The sequence below is a fragment of the Kitasatospora sp. NPDC094019 genome (assembly GCF_044764505.1).
In the GTDB taxonomy this organism is placed as follows: domain Bacteria; phylum Actinomycetota; class Actinomycetes; order Streptomycetales; family Streptomycetaceae; genus Kitasatospora.
On record NZ_JBIWIF010000008.1, the window covers coordinates 77343 to 96143 of the forward strand.

Below are 18801 nucleotides of genomic sequence, written 5' to 3' on the forward strand. Positions count from 1 at the left end.
CCGCCCCCGCACGAGAGACGGATCCGGCCATGCTCCGGCAGCACCCGCCGCTGACCTACCCGTTCGAGCCCAACGGCCTCGAACTCGATCCCCGCTACGCCGAGTTGCGCGAGCAGCCGCTGGCCCGGATCCGGATGCCGTACGGCGACGGGGCCTGGCTGGCCACCCGCTACGAGGACGTCCGGGCGGTGCTCGCCGATCCGAGGTTCAGCCTGGCCGCCGCGATGGGCGAGGACCAGCCCCGGATGCGCCCGGTGTCCCGGACCGGCGCCGGGCTGTTCTCCACCGAGCCGCCCGAGCACACCCGGCTGCGCTCGCTGGTGGCCAAGGAGTTCAGCGCCCGCCGGGTGGAGCGGCTGCGGATCCGGGCCGGGGAGCTGGCCGACGAGTTGCTCGACCGCATCGTCGCCGCGGGCGGCCCGGCCGATCTGGTCGAGGACTTCGCCATCCCGATGCCGACCACCATCATCTGCGAGGTGCTGGGCATCCCCGCCGAGGACCACCGGATGCTCTGGCAGTGGGCGGAGACGGTGCTCTCCGCGGTCACCCCGGGCGAGGTGCTCGCGGTCGAGGGGCGGGCGTTCATCGACTACATGGCCGGGGTGCTGGAGCTGCGCGGCCGCGAGCCCGGCGAGGACCTCCTCACCACGCTGGTCCGGGCCTGCCGCGAGCAGCGGCTGATCGGCGAGGAGGAACTCCTCTCCATCGCCTGTGACCTGCTGATCGCCGGTTTCGTCTCCACCACCAACCAGATCGGCAACTTCTTCCACCAACTGCTGGTCGACCCCGAGGGCCTGGCGCGGCTGCGGGAGCGGCCCGAGCTGATCCCCAGGGCCGTCGAGGAGTTGATGCGGTACGTGCCGCTGCTCACTGGCTTCAGCCTGCCCCGGTACGCGACCGCGGACGTCGAGCTGGGCGGGGTGGTGATCCGCGCCGGTGAGGCGGTGATGATCGCGACCGCCGCCGCCAACCGGGACCCGGAGGTGTTCGGGGAACCGGAGCGGCTGGACCTGGACCGGCCGGTCAACCCGCACCTCGGGTTCGGCCACGGCGTGCACTACTGCATCGGCGCGCACCTCGCCCGGCTGGAGCTCCAGGTGGCGATCGAGCGGGTGCTGGCCCGCCTGCCCGGCCTGCGGCTGGCCGTCCCCGAGCGCGAACTGCGCTGGAAGGAGGACGCGATGGTGAACGGTCTGCTGGCGCTCCCGATCACCTGGTGACCGCCGCCGAGGGCGGCGCGACCAGGCACCTCCAGGCAAGGCAAGGACCACGAGGAAGGCCAGAGATGGCACGGCAGACAGACACCGCACCCCGGCGGGAGTCGATGATCGTCATCGGCGGCGGTCTCGGCGGCCTGTCCACCGGGTGCTACGCCCGGATGAACGGCTACCGCACCAGGATCTTCGAGATGCACGAGATCCCCGGCGGCTCCTGCACCGGCTGGGACCGCAGCGACTTCACCTTCGACTGGTGCATCAGCTGGCTGCTCGGCAACGGGCCGGGCAACGAGATGTACCAGATCTGGCTCGAACTGGGCGCGCTCCAGGGCAAGGAGATGCGGCACTTCGACGTCTTCAACATCGTCCGGGGCCGGGACGGCCGGGAGGTCCGCTTCTACTCCGACCCGGACCGGCTGGAGGCGCACCTGCTCGGCCTCTCGCCGGCCGACGCCGCCCCGATCCGGGAGTTCTGCGCCGGGATCCGGACCTTCCGCAGGGCGCTCGCGGTCTATCCGTTCCTCAAGCCGGTCGGGCTGATGGGCCGGCTGGAGCGGTGGCGGATGCTGGCCTCCTTCGTCCCCCACTTCAACACCATCCGCAAGTCGATCACGCTGCTGATGACGGACTTCTCGCAGCGCTTCCGCGACCCGCTGCTGCGCGAGGCGTTCAACTTCATCCTCTACGAGAAGCACCCGGCCTTCCCGGTGCTGCCGTTCTACTTCCAGCTCGCCTCGCACGCCAACCACGCCGCCGGGGTGCCGGAGGGGGGTTCGCTCGCGCTGGCGCGGTCGATCGAGGAGCGCTACCTCGGTCTCGGCGGCGAGATCACCTACAACGCCAAGGTCGAGGAGATCCTGGTCGAGCGGGACCGGGCGGTGGGCGTGCGGCTCAGCGACGGCCGGGAGTTCCGCGCCGACATCGTGGTGTCCGCCGCCGACGGCCACACCACCGTGATGAAGCTGCTCAAGGGCCAGTACCTCAACGACACCTACCGGCGGCTCTACACCTCGCTGATCGACGAGCCGGGCCAGCTCTCGCCGGGGTACGTGTCGCTCTTCCTGGGGCTGCGCAAGCCCTTCCCCGAGGGCGACCCGTGCACCACCCACCTGCTGGGCGAGCGGGAGACGGCCGAGCTGACCGGGATCCGCTGCCCCTCGGTGAACGTCCAGTTCCGCACCCGGCACTACCCGGAGCTGGCACCGGAGAACTCCACCGTGGTGTTCGCGACGTACTTCTCCGACATCGCCCCCTGGCGGGCGCTGCACGAGGGCCCCGAGCAGTCCTCCCGGGTGCGGCGCGGTGAGGAGCTGCACACCCTGCCGGTCAAGCACGGCCGGGAGTACATGGCGGCCAAGCGGCGGGTCCGCAACGGCATCGTCGGCTTCCTGGACGAGCGGTACCCGGGCTTCAAGGACGCGGTGGCCGTCGCGGACGTGTCGACGCCGCTGACCCAGGTCCGCTACACGGGCGTCTACGACGGCACCTTCCCCGGCTGGAACCCCTTCGTGGAGGGGGCCGAGACGGTGGAGGAGGAGATCAAGAAGAGCGGTCCGGTGCTGCCCGGGCTGTCGAACTTCTATCTCTCCGGGGTCTGGGCGACCATCGGCGGGCTGATCCGGGCGGCCGCCGCCGGACGGCACGTCATGCAGTTCGTCTGCCGGGACGACGGGGTGGAGTTCACCGCCGGGATCGACCCGAGCGCCCCGATGCCGACCCACCTGGTGATCCCGGTGGGCCGGTCCGCGGAGGCGGACCGGCGGACGGTGCCGCGGGCCGGGGACGGGGCCGCCGGCACCGCGGCCGGCAAGGGCGGTACCGGCGGCACGGGCCGTGCGGGCGGCAAGGACAGCGAGGACAGCGAGAACGTGCAGACGGGAGCCCTGGCATGAGGATCGAGAAGTGGGTGGTCCGGGAGCACCTGGACGGTGTGCCCGACGTCAACCGCGTCTACGAGAAGGTGGTGGAGGACGTCCGGATCGACCTGCGGCCGGACGAGATGCTCTTCCGGACCAGGTACGTGTCGGTGGACCCGTACCAGAACGGCCTGGCGCTGGAGACGCCGGTCGGCCACCACATGGGCGCCGACTCGATCATGGAGGTGGTCGAGGCCGGCCCGGCGGCGGCGTTCGCGGTCGGCGACCTGGTGCAGGGCTTCGGCGGCTGGCGCACCCACGTCGTCCACAACGGGGCCGAGGAGCTGTGGACGACCGGCACCTTCCCGATGGTGTTCCCGGCCTACCGCCGCCTCGACCCGTCCTGGTACGACGAGCGGCTGCCGGTGTCCAGCGCGCTCGGCATCATGGGCGCGCCGGGGATGACGGCCTGGGGCACGCTCACCCGCTTCCTGGAGGTCCGGCCCGGCGACACCGTGGTGGTCAGCGGCGCCTCCGGCTCGATCGGCACCCTGGTCGGCCAGTTGGCGAAGCGGGCCGGCGCCGGCCGGGTGGTCGGCACCACCGGCTCGCCGGGCAAGGCCGAGTACCTGCGCGAGCTGGGCTTCGACGAGGTGGTGCTCTACGCCCAGGGCGACGACGCGGAGAAGGTCCGGGAGTCGCTGCTGCTCGCCGCCCCGGACGGCGTCGACCGGTACTTCGACAACCTGGGCGGGACGGTCACCGACGCGGTGTTCACGATGCTGAACGTGGACAGCCGGGTGGCGGTCTGCTGGCAGTGGGCGACCACGGTGAACGGTGAGCTGACCGGGCCGAGGCTGCTGCCGTACATCATGTTCCCGCGCACCACGATCCGCGGCATCTTCGCCCAGGAGTGGTTCACCGAGCCGCTGTTGGCGCGGATGCACCAGGAGCTGGGCGGGCTGGTCCGGGAGGGGGCGATCCGCTACCACCAGACGGTGCACAAGGGGTTCGACGGGATCCCGGCGGCCTACCGGAGCCTCTACCTGGACCGCGAGCACAACCGGGGCAAGGTCCTGGTCGAGGTCTGATCCCGACCGGGTCCGGGGCCGGGCCTGCCGGGTCCGGCCGGGTCCTGCCGGGTCCGGTCCGCCGGCGGGAGGGAAGCCCCTCCCGCCGGCGGCGGATCACTCGTCGTCGAGGTCGAGGTCGAGGTCGAAGGCGCCGGCGTCGGAGCCGTCCGGGGTGCCGCCGATGGCGTACCCCTGGCGGCGCGCCTCGTAACAGGCCACCGTGGCGGCGGCGGAGACGTTCAGCGAGCCGACCCGGCCCAGCTGGGGCACGAACACCACCTGGTCGCAGAGGGCGAGCGCGTCTGCCGTGATCCCCCGGTCCTCGTGGCCCAGCACGAAGGCGACGGCCGGGGTCAGCTCGGCGGCGAACATCGGCACCGCCTCGTCGGCCAGTTCGAGGCCGACCACCTTGAAGCCGTCGGCCTTCGCCGCGGCCACCGCCTCGGCGACGGTGGGGAAGTGTTCCACCTTCAGGTACTTGTCGGTGCCCATCGCGGCCTTCTGCGCGCCGGACGAGCGCACCGACGGGGTGTCGCCGACCAGGTAGAGCTTCTCGGCGCCCATCGCGGCGCCGGTCCGGACCACCGAGCCGACGTTGAACGGCGACTGGAGGTTCTCCAGGATCATCGCGAGCCGGAACTCGTTGCCACGCCGCCAGGAGCGGTGCAGCCGCTTCAGTTCGGTCCCGCGGAGCTGCTTCACGACGTCGTCCCTCGTCCACTCTCGGGGCCCTCGCCCGCCGTCGGGCGGGGCCGCGCTTCCAGAATCCGGAACCCGTTGACCGAGGTCAGCCGGGTGGTCGGCCAGCCGTGCTCGTCCAGCCACTTCTGCAGCGAGTCCGAGCCGAGGTGCTTCTGCACCACCAGGAACGCCGAGCCGTCCGGGGTGAGCCGGTCCAGCCACTGTTCCAGCAGCCGGCGCAGCGCCGCCTTGCCGATCCGGATCGGCGGGTTGGAGTAGATCGCCGCGAACCGCAGGTCGGCGGGGACCTCCTCCGGCAGCGCGGCGTGCACGTTGCCGAGGCCGAGCGACCCGGCGTTGTCCCGGACCAGGTCCAGGGCGCGGCCGTTGACGTCCACCGCCCAGACCGGGAGCCGCTTGCGGCGGCTCGCCCAGGTCAGCGCGATCGGGCCGTAGCCGCAGCCGATGTCCAGGATCGGGCCGCGCACCCGGGGCGGGGGCGCCTGCTCCAACAGGATCCGGGTGCCCGGGTCCAGCCGGCTGCGGGAGAAGACGCCCGCGTCGGTGCTGAGCTCCAGGGTGAGGTCCGGCAGGGTGACCGTGATCGGGCGGCGCTCGCTGGCGACCTCGGGTGCACCGGAGAAGTAGTGCGAGCCGGACATGCGTTTCCCCGTCGTTCGTAAGGGCCTCGGGGCCACCGGGAGGTGTGGGTAAGCCCTGCTGGTACGGCTCCGATCGTACTCGGTGCCCGGCGGGGCCCGTGTCCCGCGCGGTGCGGGCGGGGCGGCGGGTCAGGCCGTTCCGGGGGTCTTGCGGGTGGCGACGTTGATCCGGTTCCAGGCGTTGATGGTGAAGCAGAGCGAGATCAGCCGGGCCAGCTCCGGCTCGGGGAACAGTTCGGCGGCCCGCTCGTACACCGCGTCGTCGACGCCGTCGCCGATCCGGGTGATCTGCTCGGCGAGCGCGAGGGCGGCCCGTTCGCGCGGGCTGTAGACGCCCTCGGGCGCCTCGCGCCAGACCGGGAGCAGATAGATCCGCTCGTCGCTCTCGCCGGCCTTGCGGGCGTCCTTGACGTGCATGTCCAGGCAGTAGGCGCAGCCGTTGAGCTGGGAGGAACGGACCTGCACCAGCTCGACGAGTGCCGGGTCGAGGCTTTCACGGGCGGCGGCGTCCAGGGCGATCATGGCCCGGAACACCTTGGGGGCGGTGCGGGCGAAGTCGAGGCGGGCGGTGGACCGGGGGGTGGCGGTGTTCGTCATGGGTACGAGCCTAGGAACGGGATGCACCCCGGGACTGGTGCATTCATGGCCCGCTTTCCCGGGTCAATTCCATGTGAGGGCGGCGGGAGGAGCGCGCGGGGGGCAACACGCCGGGGGCCGGCGGCGCGTCGCGCCGGACCGGTGGCGGACGGATACTGCCAGTACCCGTGCGGGTAGGACCCATCGGTCGGGGAAGCCTCCGAGGAACCTTCGAGGAACGAGGACGGACACCATGCCGCAGAACCACGAGGACTACCTGGACGAGGTCGCCGAGGCCGTGGAGCCGGAGAACGGCGTGGCGGAGGACGAGTACGACGAGCTGGCCGAACGCCGCGCCCTGGGCGCTGACCCGGCCACCGAGGTCGCGGACGTCGCCGAGCAGAGCCGGACCGTGCCGCTGGACGAGGACGAGTACCGCGAGTAGTCGCGGACCGCTCCCGGGGAACGAGGACGCCTACAGCGCCCCGCGGCGCTGGAGCCAGGTGAACGCCGCCCAGCCGGGAAGCACCGGCAGGACGAAAGTGAGCAGCCGGAACAGCGCGACGGCGGCCAGCGCCCCGCCGTCGTCCGTGAACAGCTTCAGCAGGCCCACCAGCGCGGTGTCCACGAAGCCCGCCCCGCCGGGGGTCGGAGCCGCGTTCCCGGCCGCGTTGCCGACCAGGAACACCACCCCGACCGAGGCGAAGGCCGGTTCCCGCCCGACCGCCCGGGCGCAGCAGTACAGGCAGGCGATCAGCGTCAGCGACACCAGCAACTGCCCGGTGAAGCCGACCGCCAGCCGCCCCGGATTGCGCAGCAGCTCCACCAGCCGGGGCAGGACCTCGGCGGTCAGCGGGCGCAGCCGGGCGGCCAGCCAGCGCCGGGCCGGCGGTACCGCGGACACCGCGGCCAGCAGGACGCCGGCCGCCATGAGGCCGCCGACCACGGCCGGCAGGGCGTCCAGCTCGGAGTTCCCCGGTTCGACCCCGGTCAGGTAGACGAACGCGCCGAGCTGGAGCAGGTGCAGGACCAGGCCGAGCAGCTGGCCCGCGCCGACACTGGACAGGGCCTGCGCGGTGGGGATGCCGGCCCGCTGGAGGAAGCGGGTGTTCAGCGCCACGCCGCCGACGCCGCCGGGGGAGACCAGCTTGACGAAGGACCCGGCCAGCTGGGCGAGCACGGCGTTGCGGAAGTCCAGCCGCTCCGGGACGAAGCCGACGAAGCCCATCGCCCCCGCGACATGGCCGGCGGCCGCGGCCAGTACGGCCAGGCCGAGCCAGAACGGGTCGGCGTCGCCGAGGGTCGCGATCGGGTTCTGCTCGGTGGCGAACAGCTGCGGCAGCAGCAGCCACCCGGCCACCACGCCGCCGACGACGGCGAGCAGGGTGCGGGGGCGCAGCCGCTCCAGCCGGACCGGCCGGACCGGCGCCTGCGGGTGGCTGCAGAGCACCTCGGCGCGGATCCGGTCCAGCAGGTCGGGGCCCGCGGCGGGGCCCGCGGCGGCGGGCGCGGTGGCGGGTGCCGCCGGGCCGGTGCGCTGCGCGGGCACCCGGGGCGCGGCCGCGGCCCCGTCGCGCCGGGCGGCCCGCTTGAGCGCCTCCCGGGTGCCGCGGGCCAGCGCGATGGGCTGGAGCAGCGGCAGGGCGGCGGCGACCGCGTCCGGGCCGAGCACCGACACGGCCGCGCGCACCGAGCGCTCGGCCCCGGTGCGCAGGGCGAGCGTGGTGAGCAGTTGGGCGATGTCGCTGAGCAGCACCAGTTCCCCGGCCGCGATGTCCCCGTCCGCGAGCCCCACCAGGTGCACCGCCCCCGCCGGGTCGACCAGCAGCGCCGACGGCACCAGCGCGCGGTGCGCGATGGCGCGCCGCTGGAGCAGCGCCAGCTGGCCCCAGGCGTCGGCGAGCAGCGCGTCGGTGACCTCCTCGTCGGCGAGCTCGTCCAGGGTGCGGCCGGGCAGCCGCCGGTAGGCGACCAGGGCGGCGTCCCGGCCGAGTTCGGCGGTGGCGGCGACCGGGCGGGTGCGGACGCCGGCGGCGACGGCCGCGTAGGAGACCAGGGCCTCGTGCTCCAGGCCGGTGCGCAGCGAGCGCAGCGCGCGCGGGTGCGGGGCGGTGCGCAGCCGCAGCCGGCGCCAGGCCCGCTGCACCAGGGCGGCGGTGACCGCCTGCCGGTCGAGCAGTTGGACGTCCAGGTCGGGACGGTCGCCGCGCTGGCGGACCAGGTAGCGGTCCGGGCCGTCCGGGGTGACGGAGACCGGGTGCAGGCCGGCCTCGCGCAGGCTGTGCAGGAGCTGTCCGGGCCGGGGGCGGGGGTCCGGGGTGCCGACGGCCCAGCGGGTGCCGTGGGCGGCCGTCCAGCCGATCAGCACGCCGAGCAGCAGCGCGGTGGGGGTGGCCGCCCCGGTGGCGATCCCGGCCAGCGCGGACAGGGTGAGGACGGCCCACGGCACCCGGCGTTCGCGGGTCGCGGAGGCGGTGAGGAAGGCCAGGACGGGCGCCAGGTAGCCGTAGACGGGCTCGGTGTGGGCGAGCGGGACGCCGGGCAGTGGCCGGGTCAGGGCGGAGACCAGGGAGAACGGCGCGGGACCGTCGATCCACAGGGCGGCCAGGAGGGTGACGCCGTACGCCAGGACGGCGGCCAGCACGCCGTCGGCGAGCTGCTGGAGGACGTGCCGCCGGTCGGTCCCGGGGGCGAGGAGTCGGCGGGCGGCCGAGCAGCCGGGCAGCAGCAGCAGCAGGGCGGCGGTGGTGAGGCCGGTGGCGACGCCGCCCAGGGGGTGCGGGAGCAGGGCGGCGGCGCCGCCGACGTCCTCGGCGAGGCCGTTGGTGGTGGCGCGGGCGTAGTCGGCCGACAGCAGGGTCAGGGCGATCACGGCGAGCCCCGCGAGCAGCCGGATCAGCGCGGCCGGCTGCCGGACCCGGCCGGTGGCGGCGATGCCCGGGGGGCCGGGCGGGGGCGGGGCGGCTCCGGACGGGCCGCCCGCGGCGCTCTCCTCCGCGTCCTCGACCGTGTCGCCGCTCCTGCCGCCGGTCCTGCCGTCTGTCGCCCTCGCCGTCGCATCCCCCACGGATGGCATGCTCCCACGAGCCCCCGGCCGCGTGTCCCGGGGAGCGGAGAGGCCCCGTCGTCACTACCCTGCGTCCCATGAGCGCCTGCGAAGACCTCGCCGCCGCACCCCGGGACCTCGCGCCACTGCCGCCCCTGGACGGCTGCGCCGACTGCCTGGCGCAGGGGCGCCGGGACTGGGTGCATCTGCGGCTCTGCCTGGACTGCGGCCGGATCGGCTGCTGCGACTTCTCGCCGCAGCGGCATGCCACCGCGCACTTCCACAACAGTTCCCATCCGGTGATCCGCTCCTACGAGCAGGGGGAGGACTGGCGCTGGTGCTACGTCCACGAGCTCATGGGGTGACGTGCCGGCCGGTTCGGCGGTCCCGTCCGGGTTGACGTTCCGGTGCCCGTGGGTTGAGGTGTAACTCCCGACAGATCTGGACATAACGCCCGTACGGCCCTCGGTCGGCGCCTGTCCGGCCGGCGGCCGCCGAAGGGAGGCCGACGATGACCAAGCCGACAGCGGGAAGCCCCCACAAGCTCCGCCGCGGCACCCAGGAGCTGCTGGCGCGCAGGGGGATGGCCACGATGCCGATCACGCTCCCGCCGCGCCCGGCCGCTGCCACGCGGGCCACCGCCGGGGCGGCGAGCGCGGCCTTCCGGCACGGCGGGCGGGACTCCGCGACCGCCGTGCCGCACTCCGCGCCCGCGCACCACGCCGAACTCAAGGGTCACCGCCACCGCGGGGCCGAGAAGCACAGCGCGCACTGAACCGGACCCGCGCCCCGGACCGGACCCGTGCCCCGGGGCGCCGTGCGCCCCGGCCGTCCTCATGACGCACGATCAGGCCCGGGCCGGGGCGCGCGGCGGTGCTGTCGGTGGCCTGCGGTACGTTCGGGGCGATCGACGACCGCGGGCGAACGGGGCACGGGCGATGGCCGAGCTGATGACGGAGGAGCCGGTCGAGCTCCAGCTGGAGCGCTACCGGACGGAGTTGACCGGGTACTGCTACCGCATGCTCGGCTCGGTGTTCGAGGCCGAGGACGCGGTGCAGGACACCATGGTCCGGGCCTGGCGCGGGCACCGCGGCTTCGAGGGCCGCGCCGCGCTGCGCTCCTGGCTCTACCGGATCGCCACCAACGTCTGTCTGGACGCGCTGAACGGCCGCAACGCCCGGGCCCGGCCGATGGACCTGGCGGGTCCGTCCACCGTGGCCACCGCGACCGACGCCCGACTGCCCGAGATCGCCTGGCTCGGGCCGGCCCCGGACGGCCGGGTGCTGCCCGAGACGGCCGACCCGGCCGAGGTGGCCGCGCAGCGCGAATCGGTGCGGCTGGCCTTCGTCGCCGCGCTCCAGCGGCTGGCGCCCCGGCAGCGGGCGGTGCTGATCCTGCGCGAGGTGCTCGGCTGGCGGGCCAACGAGGTCGCCGAACTGCTGGGCGTCACCGTCGCCTCGGTGAACAGCGCGCTCCAGCGGGCCCGGGCCGCGCTCGCCGCCGACCCCGCCGCGAGCCGCCCGGCCCCGACCCTGGACGAGGACCACCGGGCCCTGCTGGCCCGGTACGTCGCCGCCTTCGAGGCGTACGACATGGACGGCCTGGCCGAGCTGCTGCACGAGGACGTCACGCTCAACATGCCGCCGTTCGCGCTCTGGCTGACCGGGCACGCGGACATCCGGGAGTGGATGCTCGGCCCCGGGTGCGGCTGCCGGGGCTCCCGGCTGGTGCCGCTGGTGGCCAACGGCAGTCCGGCCTTCGGGCAGTACCGGCCGAGTCCGGAGGGCGGGCACGAGCCGTGGGCGCTGATCGTGCTGGAGGTGTCAGCGGGCCGGATCACCGGGGTCACCAACTTCCTCGACACCGAGGTGCTCTTCCCGCTGTTCGGCCTGCCGCCCCGGCTGGAGGCGGGGGAGCGGTAGCGGCCCCTCCCGGCGGTCCTGCTCGTCGTCCTGCTCGTCGTCCTCGTCCTTCTCGTCGTCCGGTTCGACGAGCAGGACGGCGGCCAGCCCGCTGAACGCGAGCAGTTCGCGCAGCGGGCCGTCGGCGTTGCGCAGGACGAGGCGCACGCCGTGCCGGGCCGCGGCGCGCCGCAGCCGGGCCAGGGCGTCGACCACGGCCAGGTCGGGGGCGGTCAGCGCGCCCAGGTCACAGATCAGCGGACGGGTGGCGGAGGCGCGGGTCTCGGTCTTCACCCAGGGGAGACCGGTCCGGCGGGCGAGGCTCATCGGCCCGCCGGAAACTTCTCCGGAAAGTTCTCCGGAAAATTTCGCCGGGGAGCGATGAGTTTCGCCCGGACTCCCGGTCCAACTCTGTGAGAAGCGCGGCACCGGGCCGCGTCGCACCGAACAGAGGGAACCACCACCATGACCGAGAACCTCGGCACCCTGACCGTCGTCCGCGAGCTGCCGGCCGCTCCGGCCGAGGTGTTCCGGGCGTACGTCGAGCCCGAGCAGTTCGTCCGTTTCTGGGGCCCGGTCGGCACCAGCGTCCCGCTGGACACCGTGACCATCGAGCCGGAGGTGGGCGGGCGCTTCGACAGCACGATGGTGCTGGAGGCCACCGGCGACCGCTACCCGGTGCGCGGCCGGTTCACGGCGGTCCGCGAGGGCGAGCTGCTGGAGTTCGTCGAGGAGGGTGTCGGCCTGACCGGCCGGATCATCCTGACCGATCTCGGCGACGGTCGGACCGAGGTGCGGATGGAGCAGGAGAACGTTCCGGCGATGTACCTGGGCCCGGAGGCCGAGGCCGGCCACAACTCCAGCTTCGACCGCCTGGTCGAGCACCTCGCGGCCCGTCGCTGAGGCCGGCCGGGCCCGGCTGGCAGAGTGGGGCGGACATCGTCCCCGAGCCCGAGGAGGGCCCGCCGTGCCGGTCGAGCCGTTGAAGTCCCGTGAAGAGTGGTTGGCCTCGTTGCCGCGGATCTACGCGGCGGCGGGGTGCGTCCTGCGGGACGCGTCCGGGCGTCTCCTGCTGGTGAAGGCCGGCTACCGGGAGCACTGGCAGTTCCCGGGCGGGACGATCGACCTCGGGGAGGGCCCGGCCGAGTGCGCCGCCCGGGAGCTGCTGGAGGAGACCGGCATCGTCCGCGAGGCCGGCGATCTGCTGGCCATCTCCTGGACCCACCCGTCGGACGAACTCGACCACCCGGCCGAGCACTTCCTCTTCGACTTCGGCAGCGTCCCGGACGGCACCCCCGTGACCGTTCCGGCCGGCGAACTCGACGAACACCGCTGGGTCGAGGACCAGGAGGCGTTCGAACTCCTGGGTCCGGCACGGTCGTTGCGGCTGCGCGCGGCACTGGAGGCGAAGGCCGACGGCCGGGCGCGGATCGTGACCACGCACGTGTCGGGCTTCTAGGGCGGGTCTTCGAACCCGCGCCTGCGGCCCCGACCGTGCCCCGGGGGCGCGCCCGTCCCGCGGCCCCCGGGGCGGTCCGGTCAGCCCTGCCCGGCGTCGGCGCCGTCGGTGCCCGGTGCGAGGAACGCGGCGAGGACCTCGACGACGAACTCCTCGATCCCCTCCTTCCGCACCCCGAGGTCGTCCAGCACCCCGGCGCCGTTCTCCAGCTCCAGCAGGGCGAGCAGGATGTGCTCGGTGCCGACGTAGTTGTGGCCGAGCTTCAGCGCCTCCCGGAAGGTCAGTTCCAGCGCCTTCTTCCCCTGGGCGTCGTACGGGATCAGCGCCGGCACCTCGGCGGCCGGCGCGGGCAGCGCCGCCGTCGCGGCGGCCCGCAGCGCCTCCGCGCCGACGCCCTGGGCGACGAGCGCCCGCGCGGCCAGGCCGTCGGGCTCGACCAGCAGGCCGAGCAGCAGGTGCTCGGCCCCGATCTCGGCGTTGCCGGCCCGGCGGGCCTCCTCCTGCGAGGCCATCACCACGTGCCGGGCCCGGTCGGTGAACCGGCCGAAGCCCTGGCTGGGGTCGAGGTCGTTGGGGGTGGCCGGGTCCTTGGGAACGAAGCGCTTCTGGGCGGCCTGCTTGCTGACGCCCATGCTGCGGCCGATGTCGGTCCAGGAGGCGCCGGAGCGGCGGGCCTGGTCGACGAAGTGGCCGATCAGGTGGTCCGCGAGCTCACCGAGATGGTCGGCCGCGATGACGGCGTCCGAGAGCTGTTCGAGCGCGCCCGGGTGGAGCTTCTTGATCGCGTCGATCAGGTCGTCGAGGCGCAGCGGAGTGGTCTTGGGGACGATCGGATTCTCCATATCGTCAACCGTAGGTTGTCGATTCCCGAGTGTCAACCGTCGGTTGACGATGGGCGGAGTTGGTGGATCCGAGGGTCGTGGCGCCGACTGTCGGGGGTGCCCTCAGGGCGTCAGCAGCCGGCCGCGGACGGCCGCGAGATCGGCGGCGGAGACGCCGGCGGCGGACAGCCGGGCGGCCGGGTCGAGGTCGGCGAGGGTGGCGTGCACGGCGGCCTCGGCGGTGGTGCCGGCCTCGGCGAGCACGGCGTCGATCCGCCGGTACTGGTCCGGGAGGCCGAGCATGCCGTACAGGGGGCGGACGTTGGCGGCGCTGAGCAGGTAGTCGGCGACGATCTCGGCGGGCTCGACCTCGGCGAGGGCGAGCAGCAGCAGGGCGGCGAGGCCGGTCCGGTCGCGGCCGGCGCCGCAGTGCACGACCAGTCCGCCGGGGCGGGCGCCGGCGATCGTCGCGATCAGCTCGGCGGCGGCGTGCGGGCAGTGGTCCAGGTAGGGGCGCAGGGCGAGCGGGGTGCCGTCGAGGTGGCCGTACGTCCGCCACCAGACGGGGCCCGCGAGCTCGTCCAGCGGGACGCGGATCAGTTCGACGCCCGGGGGGAGCGGGAGGAGCGGCTTGTACTCCTCGATGTTGCGCAGGTCGACCACGGTGCGCACGCCGTGGTCGAGCAGGGCGTCCCAGCCCTCGGCGGTGAGGCGGTCGAGGTTGTCGGCCCGGGTGATCGCCCGGCGGGTGGTGCGGGCGCCGGTGGCGGTCGGGAGTCCGCCCAGGTCGCGGACGTTGAGGCAGCCGTCCCAGACGAGCGTGCGGTCCTCGGTGGCGGTGGTGCTCGCGTCTGCCCGGTTCATCAGGTTCCCCGTTCTCCTCGACGACGGGGTCCCGTTACCCCCTCGTGATGTGGACTACCGGTGGAGCGGGATGGTTCCTCGGATCGTCCGATGATCAGGGTGTGACGGTCCGGCAGCGGTCCGAAGTCGCTCCGGCCGTGGTCTGTCGGCGCCGGGGCCCGCTCAGACGGCGGCGGCCTCGGCGCGGACCAGCTTCTCCATCGGCTGCGCGGCGGCCTGGCCGAGCACCGAACCGGCGGCGATCCCGGCGATCAGCAGCACGGTGGACAGCCACGCCATGGTCGCCACCGGCAGGGTGAAGGCGCCGACGACCCGGGCCACGCACTCGGCGAGCAGGGCCGAGCCCCAGACCGCGGAGAACAGCCGCTCGTAGCGGCGGAACGGCCGCGAGCCGGCGGTGAGCCGGTCCCAGGCGGCCTCCCGGGCCGCCTCGCCCTTGGTGAGGAAGGGCCGCAGCGCGGCGGACATCAGCGGTTGCGCGGTCAGCGCGGAGCCGAGGATCGCCAGCGCCATGAAGCCGCTGAGCACGGACTCCTTGGCGAGCATCAGCCGGGCGTCGCCGCTGACGGCGGTGAGCACCAGGCCGACCAGGTTCACCCCGAGCATCAGGGCGGCGAAGCGGTTCAGCGTCCGGTCCTTGGCCAGGCCGAGCACGGTCCGGGCGACCGGGAACACGCTGCTCCAGGCGAGAGCGGCGAACTCGCTCGCGCCGAGGCCGGAGTGGAGGAGGTAGTAGGCGGCGAGCGGGCCGGCGATGTCGACGGCGAGCGGGCGGAGCGACTTGGCGAGCGGGTGCGGGGCCTTGGCGGTGACGGCCCCGCTGGTGGTGCCTGCGGTGGTGGTGCCTGCGGCGGTGATCTGGCTCATGGTGGATCCTTCCCGGACTGGCTGCTCGGTCGGCGGGCCGTTGCCCGTTCCGTCGTGCCTCCAGTCTTCCGAGCAGGACCCCTTCGCCAGCAGTGCCGTCCGTTGCGGGATCCGCGTGACAGCTGTCACGGTGCGCACCATGACGGTGCCTCCGACCTGCGAAGGCGCAGGACGGCCGGACGAGTTGACCGGGTGTCGGATCCGGGACGACCGGCCGTCAGGGGCGCTCGAAGTCCCAGAGCGGGCGGCCCAGCGTGTCCGCGCAGTGGACGGCGGCGAAGCGCTCGTCCCCGGCGGAGAGGAACCCCTGGGCGACGCCGCGCAGCACCGTGAGCGCGGCCGCGTCCGACCGGGTCCAGGCACCGGTCAGCACCAGTACCGGGCCGACCAGCTCCGCGCGCTGGATCCGGGCCACCGGGACGGCCAGCAGCCCGGTGTTGACCTGCTCCAGCTCGTCGGCGGAGAGATAGGTCTCGCCGCCGGCGCCGCCGCGCTCCCGTTCGAGCCGGCGGCGCAGCTCGGGCAGCCCGTAGTGGCGGACGGCGGCCACCGAGTCGTCCAGCGCGACCTGCCAGCGCGGGCCGGGCAGCACCTCCCACCAGACGTCCTCGCCGACCGGCAGCAGCGCGCCGATCCGGGACCGCCAGGACTCGATGCCGTAGACGGCGCGCGGGTCGGGGCGCGGGCCGTGGAAGGCGGCGGCGGACCAGTCGGCGCGGCTGACCAGGCTCAGCTCGAAGGTGTAGCGGATCCGTGCGTCGGAGTGCCGCTCGACCACGCCGACCATGGCCCAGTGGGTCGGGTCGGGGAGGGCGAAGGTGTTCCGCCCGCCGGTGAGGCCCAGGAGCCGGAGCGCGGGCGCGAGGTGGTCGCGCAGGCCGCGCTCGTGGAACTCGCGGGCGGTGGTCATGGGGGTTCCCGGGGGTCGGTGCAGACAGCGTTCGGCGGTACCCGGGGCGCGGGAGGGGCGGGGCGCGGGCGGCAGCGGCCGGAACGGATCGTTCCGCTCCAACGTAGGCGGGACGGCGGCCGCGCGGCCGTGGGCGAAGGCCAGCAGGCCGCGGGACCTTCGCCCCGCGCCCGGATTGCCCAAGGGCCCGGTGGCGCCCGCCCGCCGGGCCCCGTCTCCGCCCCGGTGGCGCCCGCCCGCCGGGCCGGGTAACGGTCGGGCCCACCGGGCCGGGGCGTTCGCCCGGATGGCGCATGATGTGGCGCGTGCAGAGTGCAGAACGCCCCGGAGCGGGCACCGACAGCCCCGTCGGCCGGTCCGGACCGGTCACGACGTCAGGCCCGCCCCCCGGCCCGCCCGCGCGCGAGGCCCCCGCCCCCGTCGATCTGACCGAGGCCGTCCGGGCCGCGCAGGGCGGGGACGAGGACGCCTTCCGACTCCTCTTCCGCAGTGTGCAGCCGGGTCTGCTCCGCTACCTGCGGGTCCTGGTCGGCGGCCGGCCCGAGGACGCCCAGGACGCCGAGGACATCGCCTCCGAGACCTGGCTCCAGATCGCCCGCGACCTGGGCTCCTTCACCGGGGACGGGGACGGCTTCCGCGGCTGGGCGGCGACCGTCGCCCGCAACCGGGCCCTGGACCACCTGCGGGCCCGCCGCCGCCGACCGGTCGCCGACCTGCCGTTCGAGTACCTAGCCGAGCTGGCCGGCGGGGACGACACGGCCGGTGCGGCCCTGGCCTCGGTCGGCACCTCGGACGCGCTGGCGCTGATCTCCCGGCTGCCCCGCGACCAGGCCGAGGCGGTGCTGCTCCGGGTGGTGATGGAGCTGGACGCGAACAGCGCGGCCCAGGTCCTCGGCAAGCGCTCCGGCAGCGTCCGGATGGCCGCGCACCGGGGGTTGAAGCGGCTCGCCGAACTGCTGGAGCAGTCCTTCCCGACCGGCCGGGGCGGCGGTGCGGCCGGCGCCGGCCTCCCGGCCTCGCGGCCGGTCCCCGACGACGGTCCGGCGGGCAGCGGGACCGTGCGGCAGGGCCGTGGAAGATCCGCGAGAAAAAGTTCTCCCCAGGGTGTGACAGAACGCCGGGCCGCGACGCTGAAGGACATGAGATGAGCACCAACCGACCCCGTCGGATCGACCGAGGTACCGCCGAGCAGCTGCTCGCGGGTGCCGCGGGCGGCCCGTCGGCCGGACCGGACGCCTCGCTCACCGGCCCGGACGGCAGCACCGGGCGCACGGGGTCCGCCCGGACCGACGCCGGGCCGGGAGACCGGGTCGCCCGTGTGCTCGCCGCCGCCGCGGCGCCGGCGACGGGGGGCGAACTGGCCGGGGAGGAGGCGGCCCTGGCCGCGTTCCGGGAGGCTCGTCCCGCGTCCGCCGCAGCAGTACCCGCCGCACCCGCACCCGTCCGGAGACGTTCGATGGCCACCGCCACGCTGACCAGGGCCTTCAGTACGAAGGCCGCTGTCGTCGTGCTCGGTGCCACGGCGCTCGGCGGGGTCGCGGTCGCGGCCGGCACGGGCAATCTTCCGGTGCCGCTGGGCGGTGGCTCGGACCAGCCGCACCGGGGCGTGGTCGCCCCGGTCACCTCCGTTCCGTCGGGCACCGCGGCGAAGCCGTCCGACCCACCCACCGCCCGGCCGGCGGCCCCGCTGTCCGGCACCCCGGGTCCGACCGGTGGCGCGAGCGGCGGCGCGGCGTCCCGTCCCGGCACCGCCCCCGGCTCCCCGGCCGGGGCGCAGCCGACCGCCGCCGATCCGTCCGGACCGGAGAACCGGCCCAGGGAGACGCCCGGGCGCACCGCGGGGGAGGGCCGGGCTCCGGCGAACCCCGCTGTCCACGCCGCCCTGTGCAAGGTGTTCGCCGACCGGGCGGGCAAGGGCGAGCGCCCGAGGCTGCTGGTCGCCGATCCGCAGTTCGGCGCGCTGGTCGCGGCGGCCGGCGGGTCGGACAAGGTGGCGGACTACTGCGCGCGGGCCCTGCGCGGCGCGGGCGACGACGACCAGCAGGGCGGTTCCGGGCAGGGTTCCTCCGGTCCGGGCGGCTCCGGTCAGGGCTCCGGCACCGGGGCCTCCCGGCCGGGCAGCGGCTCCGGCTCCGGCTCCGGGCGGTCCGGCGGTGGCTCCGGTCCTGGCGGCGGGGACAGCCAGGGCGGTAGCAGTCAGGGCGGGAACAACCAGGGCGGTGACGCCGGGACCGCGGCCGGTGGCAGCGGCCCGGGCTCCCGTCCGGGCGTCTCCCCGGGGACCGGCGGCAACGCCGGTGACGGCCCCGGCCGTACGCCGAGGACCGCCACCGCCCCGCCCGCCGCGGACCCGCCCGGAGGGCCGGGGCCGAACCGCACGGCACGACCCGACCGCACCCCGGGCGACCGGCGGTGACCCAGAACTCCGGATGAGCGGCGGGCGAATCCCCCCGGGCCCGTCGCTCATCCGGACCGCTCCACCCCGCACCACCGCAGGACCCGCACCACCGCAGTGACCGCAGTACCCGCTCCACCCGGACCCCGGGTGGCCGGTCGGCCCCCCCGTGCCCACCGTCCGCCCGGCCGGCCCGAACGGACCGGCCGGCGCACCCCGGAACGCGCCGCCGGTCCGGACGGGCCGGACCCGCCGGCCCGCCCGCCCGCAGTCAGGGCGGGCCGGCACCCGCTCGACCCGCCGAACCGCACCGACCGTGCCCCTCCACCGGGTACGACCACGAGCCGGCGGTCGGGGATCCGCTGCCCGGTTCCCCGGCCGCCACCCTTTCCCGCGGTGGGCCGTCGGCGGACGGGCCGGTCACCCCCGGGGGCTATCGTGCACACGTGCACGAGGCGGTCCGGGACCCCGGG

General features: G+C 74.9%; 20 protein-coding genes. 11 read left to right on the forward strand and 9 right to left on the reverse strand.

Annotated elements, in window-relative coordinates; genetic code table 11:
- The first annotated feature begins 29 nt into the window (after positions 1 to 29).
- The 3 genes from ACIQ9P_RS19520 to ACIQ9P_RS19530 all read left to right on the forward strand — a co-directional run bounded on the left by ACIQ9P_RS19520 (position 30) and on the right by ACIQ9P_RS19530 (position 4164).
- On the forward strand, positions 30 to 1220 hold the full coding sequence (locus tag ACIQ9P_RS19520) for a cytochrome P450 (protein ID WP_402357165.1): 1191 nt from the start codon (positions 30 to 32) through the stop codon (positions 1218 to 1220).
- A 65-nt stretch (positions 1221 to 1285) separates the two neighbouring features.
- Positions 1286 to 3109 carry a phytoene desaturase family protein gene (locus ACIQ9P_RS19525; protein ID WP_402357168.1) on the forward strand — a complete coding sequence of 608 codons (1824 nt, stop codon included), beginning with the start codon at positions 1286 to 1288 and terminating at the stop codon, positions 3107 to 3109.
- Positions 3106 to 4164: an MDR family NADP-dependent oxidoreductase gene (locus ACIQ9P_RS19530; protein ID WP_402357171.1), complete on the forward strand. Its 1059-nt coding sequence runs from the start codon at positions 3106 to 3108 to the stop codon at positions 4162 to 4164. Before ACIQ9P_RS19525 ends, ACIQ9P_RS19530 begins: the two co-directional genes overlap by 4 nt.
- 96 nt (positions 4165 to 4260) lie before the next feature.
- Here ACIQ9P_RS19530 and ACIQ9P_RS19535 read toward each other — a convergent pair whose 3' ends face one another.
- The 3 genes from ACIQ9P_RS19535 to ACIQ9P_RS19545 form a co-directional block, all read right to left on the reverse strand.
- Positions 4261 to 4848: a TrmH family RNA methyltransferase gene (locus tag ACIQ9P_RS19535; protein ID WP_402357174.1), complete on the reverse strand. Its 588-nt coding sequence runs from the start codon at positions 4846 to 4848 to the stop codon at positions 4261 to 4263.
- Complete coding sequence (locus ACIQ9P_RS19540) at positions 4845 to 5489, reverse strand: class I SAM-dependent methyltransferase (RefSeq protein WP_402357177.1); 645 nt, start codon at positions 5487 to 5489, stop codon at positions 4845 to 4847. The genes ACIQ9P_RS19535 and ACIQ9P_RS19540 overlap by 4 nt, the downstream gene beginning before the upstream one ends.
- A 129-nt stretch (positions 5490 to 5618) precedes the next feature.
- Positions 5619 to 6086 (reverse strand): carboxymuconolactone decarboxylase family protein, encoded by a 468-nt coding sequence (locus ACIQ9P_RS19545; protein WP_402357180.1) that lies wholly within the window; start codon positions 6084 to 6086, stop codon positions 5619 to 5621.
- A 232-nt stretch (positions 6087 to 6318) separates the two neighbouring features.
- Between ACIQ9P_RS19545 and ACIQ9P_RS19550 the strand changes: the two genes are divergently transcribed.
- Positions 6319 to 6510, forward strand: a complete 192-nt coding sequence (locus ACIQ9P_RS19550) for a hypothetical protein (RefSeq protein ID WP_402357183.1) — start codon at positions 6319 to 6321, stop codon at positions 6508 to 6510.
- A 30-nt stretch (positions 6511 to 6540) separates the two neighbouring features.
- Here ACIQ9P_RS19550 and ACIQ9P_RS19555 read toward each other — a convergent pair whose 3' ends face one another.
- A complete protein-coding gene (locus ACIQ9P_RS19555) occupies positions 6541 to 9132 on the reverse strand; it encodes a lysylphosphatidylglycerol synthase domain-containing protein (RefSeq protein WP_402357186.1) in 2592 nt (863 codons plus the stop codon).
- Between the two features lie 77 nt (positions 9133 to 9209).
- Between ACIQ9P_RS19555 and ACIQ9P_RS19560 the strand changes: the two genes are divergently transcribed.
- The 3 genes from ACIQ9P_RS19560 to ACIQ9P_RS19570 all read left to right on the forward strand — a co-directional run bounded on the left by ACIQ9P_RS19560 (position 9210) and on the right by ACIQ9P_RS19570 (position 11033).
- Positions 9210 to 9476 (forward strand): UBP-type zinc finger domain-containing protein, encoded by a 267-nt coding sequence (locus ACIQ9P_RS19560; RefSeq protein WP_030393619.1) that lies wholly within the window; start codon positions 9210 to 9212, stop codon positions 9474 to 9476.
- 146 nt (positions 9477 to 9622) lie between these two features.
- Positions 9623 to 9886: a hypothetical protein gene (locus ACIQ9P_RS19565; RefSeq protein WP_402357189.1), complete on the forward strand. Its 264-nt coding sequence runs from the start codon at positions 9623 to 9625 to the stop codon at positions 9884 to 9886.
- Positions 9887 to 10049: 163 nt separating this feature from the next.
- A complete protein-coding gene (locus tag ACIQ9P_RS19570) occupies positions 10050 to 11033 on the forward strand; it encodes a sigma-70 family RNA polymerase sigma factor (protein ID WP_402357192.1) in 984 nt (327 codons plus the stop codon).
- Here ACIQ9P_RS19570 and ACIQ9P_RS19575 read toward each other — a convergent pair.
- The gene (locus ACIQ9P_RS19575; protein ID WP_402357194.1) at positions 10935 to 11339 is read right to left on the reverse strand and encodes an STAS domain-containing protein; all 405 of its coding nucleotides are present in this window, start codon (positions 11337 to 11339) and stop codon (positions 10935 to 10937) included. The two genes, ACIQ9P_RS19570 and ACIQ9P_RS19575, sit on opposite strands and share 99 nt — an antisense overlap.
- A 138-nt stretch (positions 11340 to 11477) precedes the next feature.
- Between ACIQ9P_RS19575 and ACIQ9P_RS19580 the strand changes: the two genes are divergently transcribed.
- Both ACIQ9P_RS19580 and ACIQ9P_RS19585 read left to right on the forward strand, forming a co-directional pair.
- The gene (locus ACIQ9P_RS19580) at positions 11478 to 11915 is read left to right on the forward strand and encodes an SRPBCC domain-containing protein (RefSeq protein ID WP_402357197.1); all 438 of its coding nucleotides are present in this window, start codon (positions 11478 to 11480) and stop codon (positions 11913 to 11915) included.
- Positions 11916 to 11979: 64 nt separating this feature from the next.
- A complete protein-coding gene (locus ACIQ9P_RS19585) occupies positions 11980 to 12471 on the forward strand; it encodes an NUDIX domain-containing protein (protein WP_402357200.1) in 492 nt (163 codons plus the stop codon).
- 80 nt (positions 12472 to 12551) lie between these two features.
- Here ACIQ9P_RS19585 and ACIQ9P_RS19590 read toward each other — a convergent pair whose 3' ends face one another.
- The 4 genes from ACIQ9P_RS19590 to ACIQ9P_RS19605 all read right to left on the reverse strand — a co-directional run bounded on the left by ACIQ9P_RS19590 (position 12552) and on the right by ACIQ9P_RS19605 (position 15933).
- Positions 12552 to 13313 (reverse strand): Clp protease N-terminal domain-containing protein, encoded by a 762-nt coding sequence (locus ACIQ9P_RS19590; RefSeq protein ID WP_402357203.1) that lies wholly within the window; start codon positions 13311 to 13313, stop codon positions 12552 to 12554.
- A 102-nt stretch (positions 13314 to 13415) separates the two neighbouring features.
- Positions 13416 to 14156, reverse strand: a complete 741-nt coding sequence (locus tag ACIQ9P_RS19595; protein ID WP_402357206.1) for a tyrosine-protein phosphatase — start codon at positions 14154 to 14156, stop codon at positions 13416 to 13418.
- 162 nt (positions 14157 to 14318) lie between these two features.
- Positions 14319 to 15023: a VC0807 family protein gene (locus ACIQ9P_RS19600; RefSeq protein WP_402357209.1), complete on the reverse strand. Its 705-nt coding sequence runs from the start codon at positions 15021 to 15023 to the stop codon at positions 14319 to 14321.
- A 217-nt stretch (positions 15024 to 15240) separates the two neighbouring features.
- Positions 15241 to 15933 carry a hypothetical protein gene (locus tag ACIQ9P_RS19605; RefSeq protein ID WP_402357212.1) on the reverse strand — a complete coding sequence of 231 codons (693 nt, stop codon included), beginning with the start codon at positions 15931 to 15933 and terminating at the stop codon, positions 15241 to 15243.
- A gap of 296 nt (positions 15934 to 16229) precedes the next feature.
- On the opposite strand from ACIQ9P_RS19605, the gene ACIQ9P_RS19610 reads away from it, so the two are divergent.
- On the forward strand, positions 16230 to 17081 hold the full coding sequence (locus tag ACIQ9P_RS19610; RefSeq protein ID WP_402357993.1) for an RNA polymerase sigma factor: 852 nt from the start codon (positions 16230 to 16232) through the stop codon (positions 17079 to 17081).
- Positions 17078 to 18349: a hypothetical protein gene (locus ACIQ9P_RS19615; protein WP_402357215.1), complete on the forward strand. Its 1272-nt coding sequence runs from the start codon at positions 17078 to 17080 to the stop codon at positions 18347 to 18349. The genes ACIQ9P_RS19610 and ACIQ9P_RS19615 overlap by 4 nt, the downstream gene beginning before the upstream one ends.
- Positions 18350 to 18801: the final 452 nt, after the last annotated feature.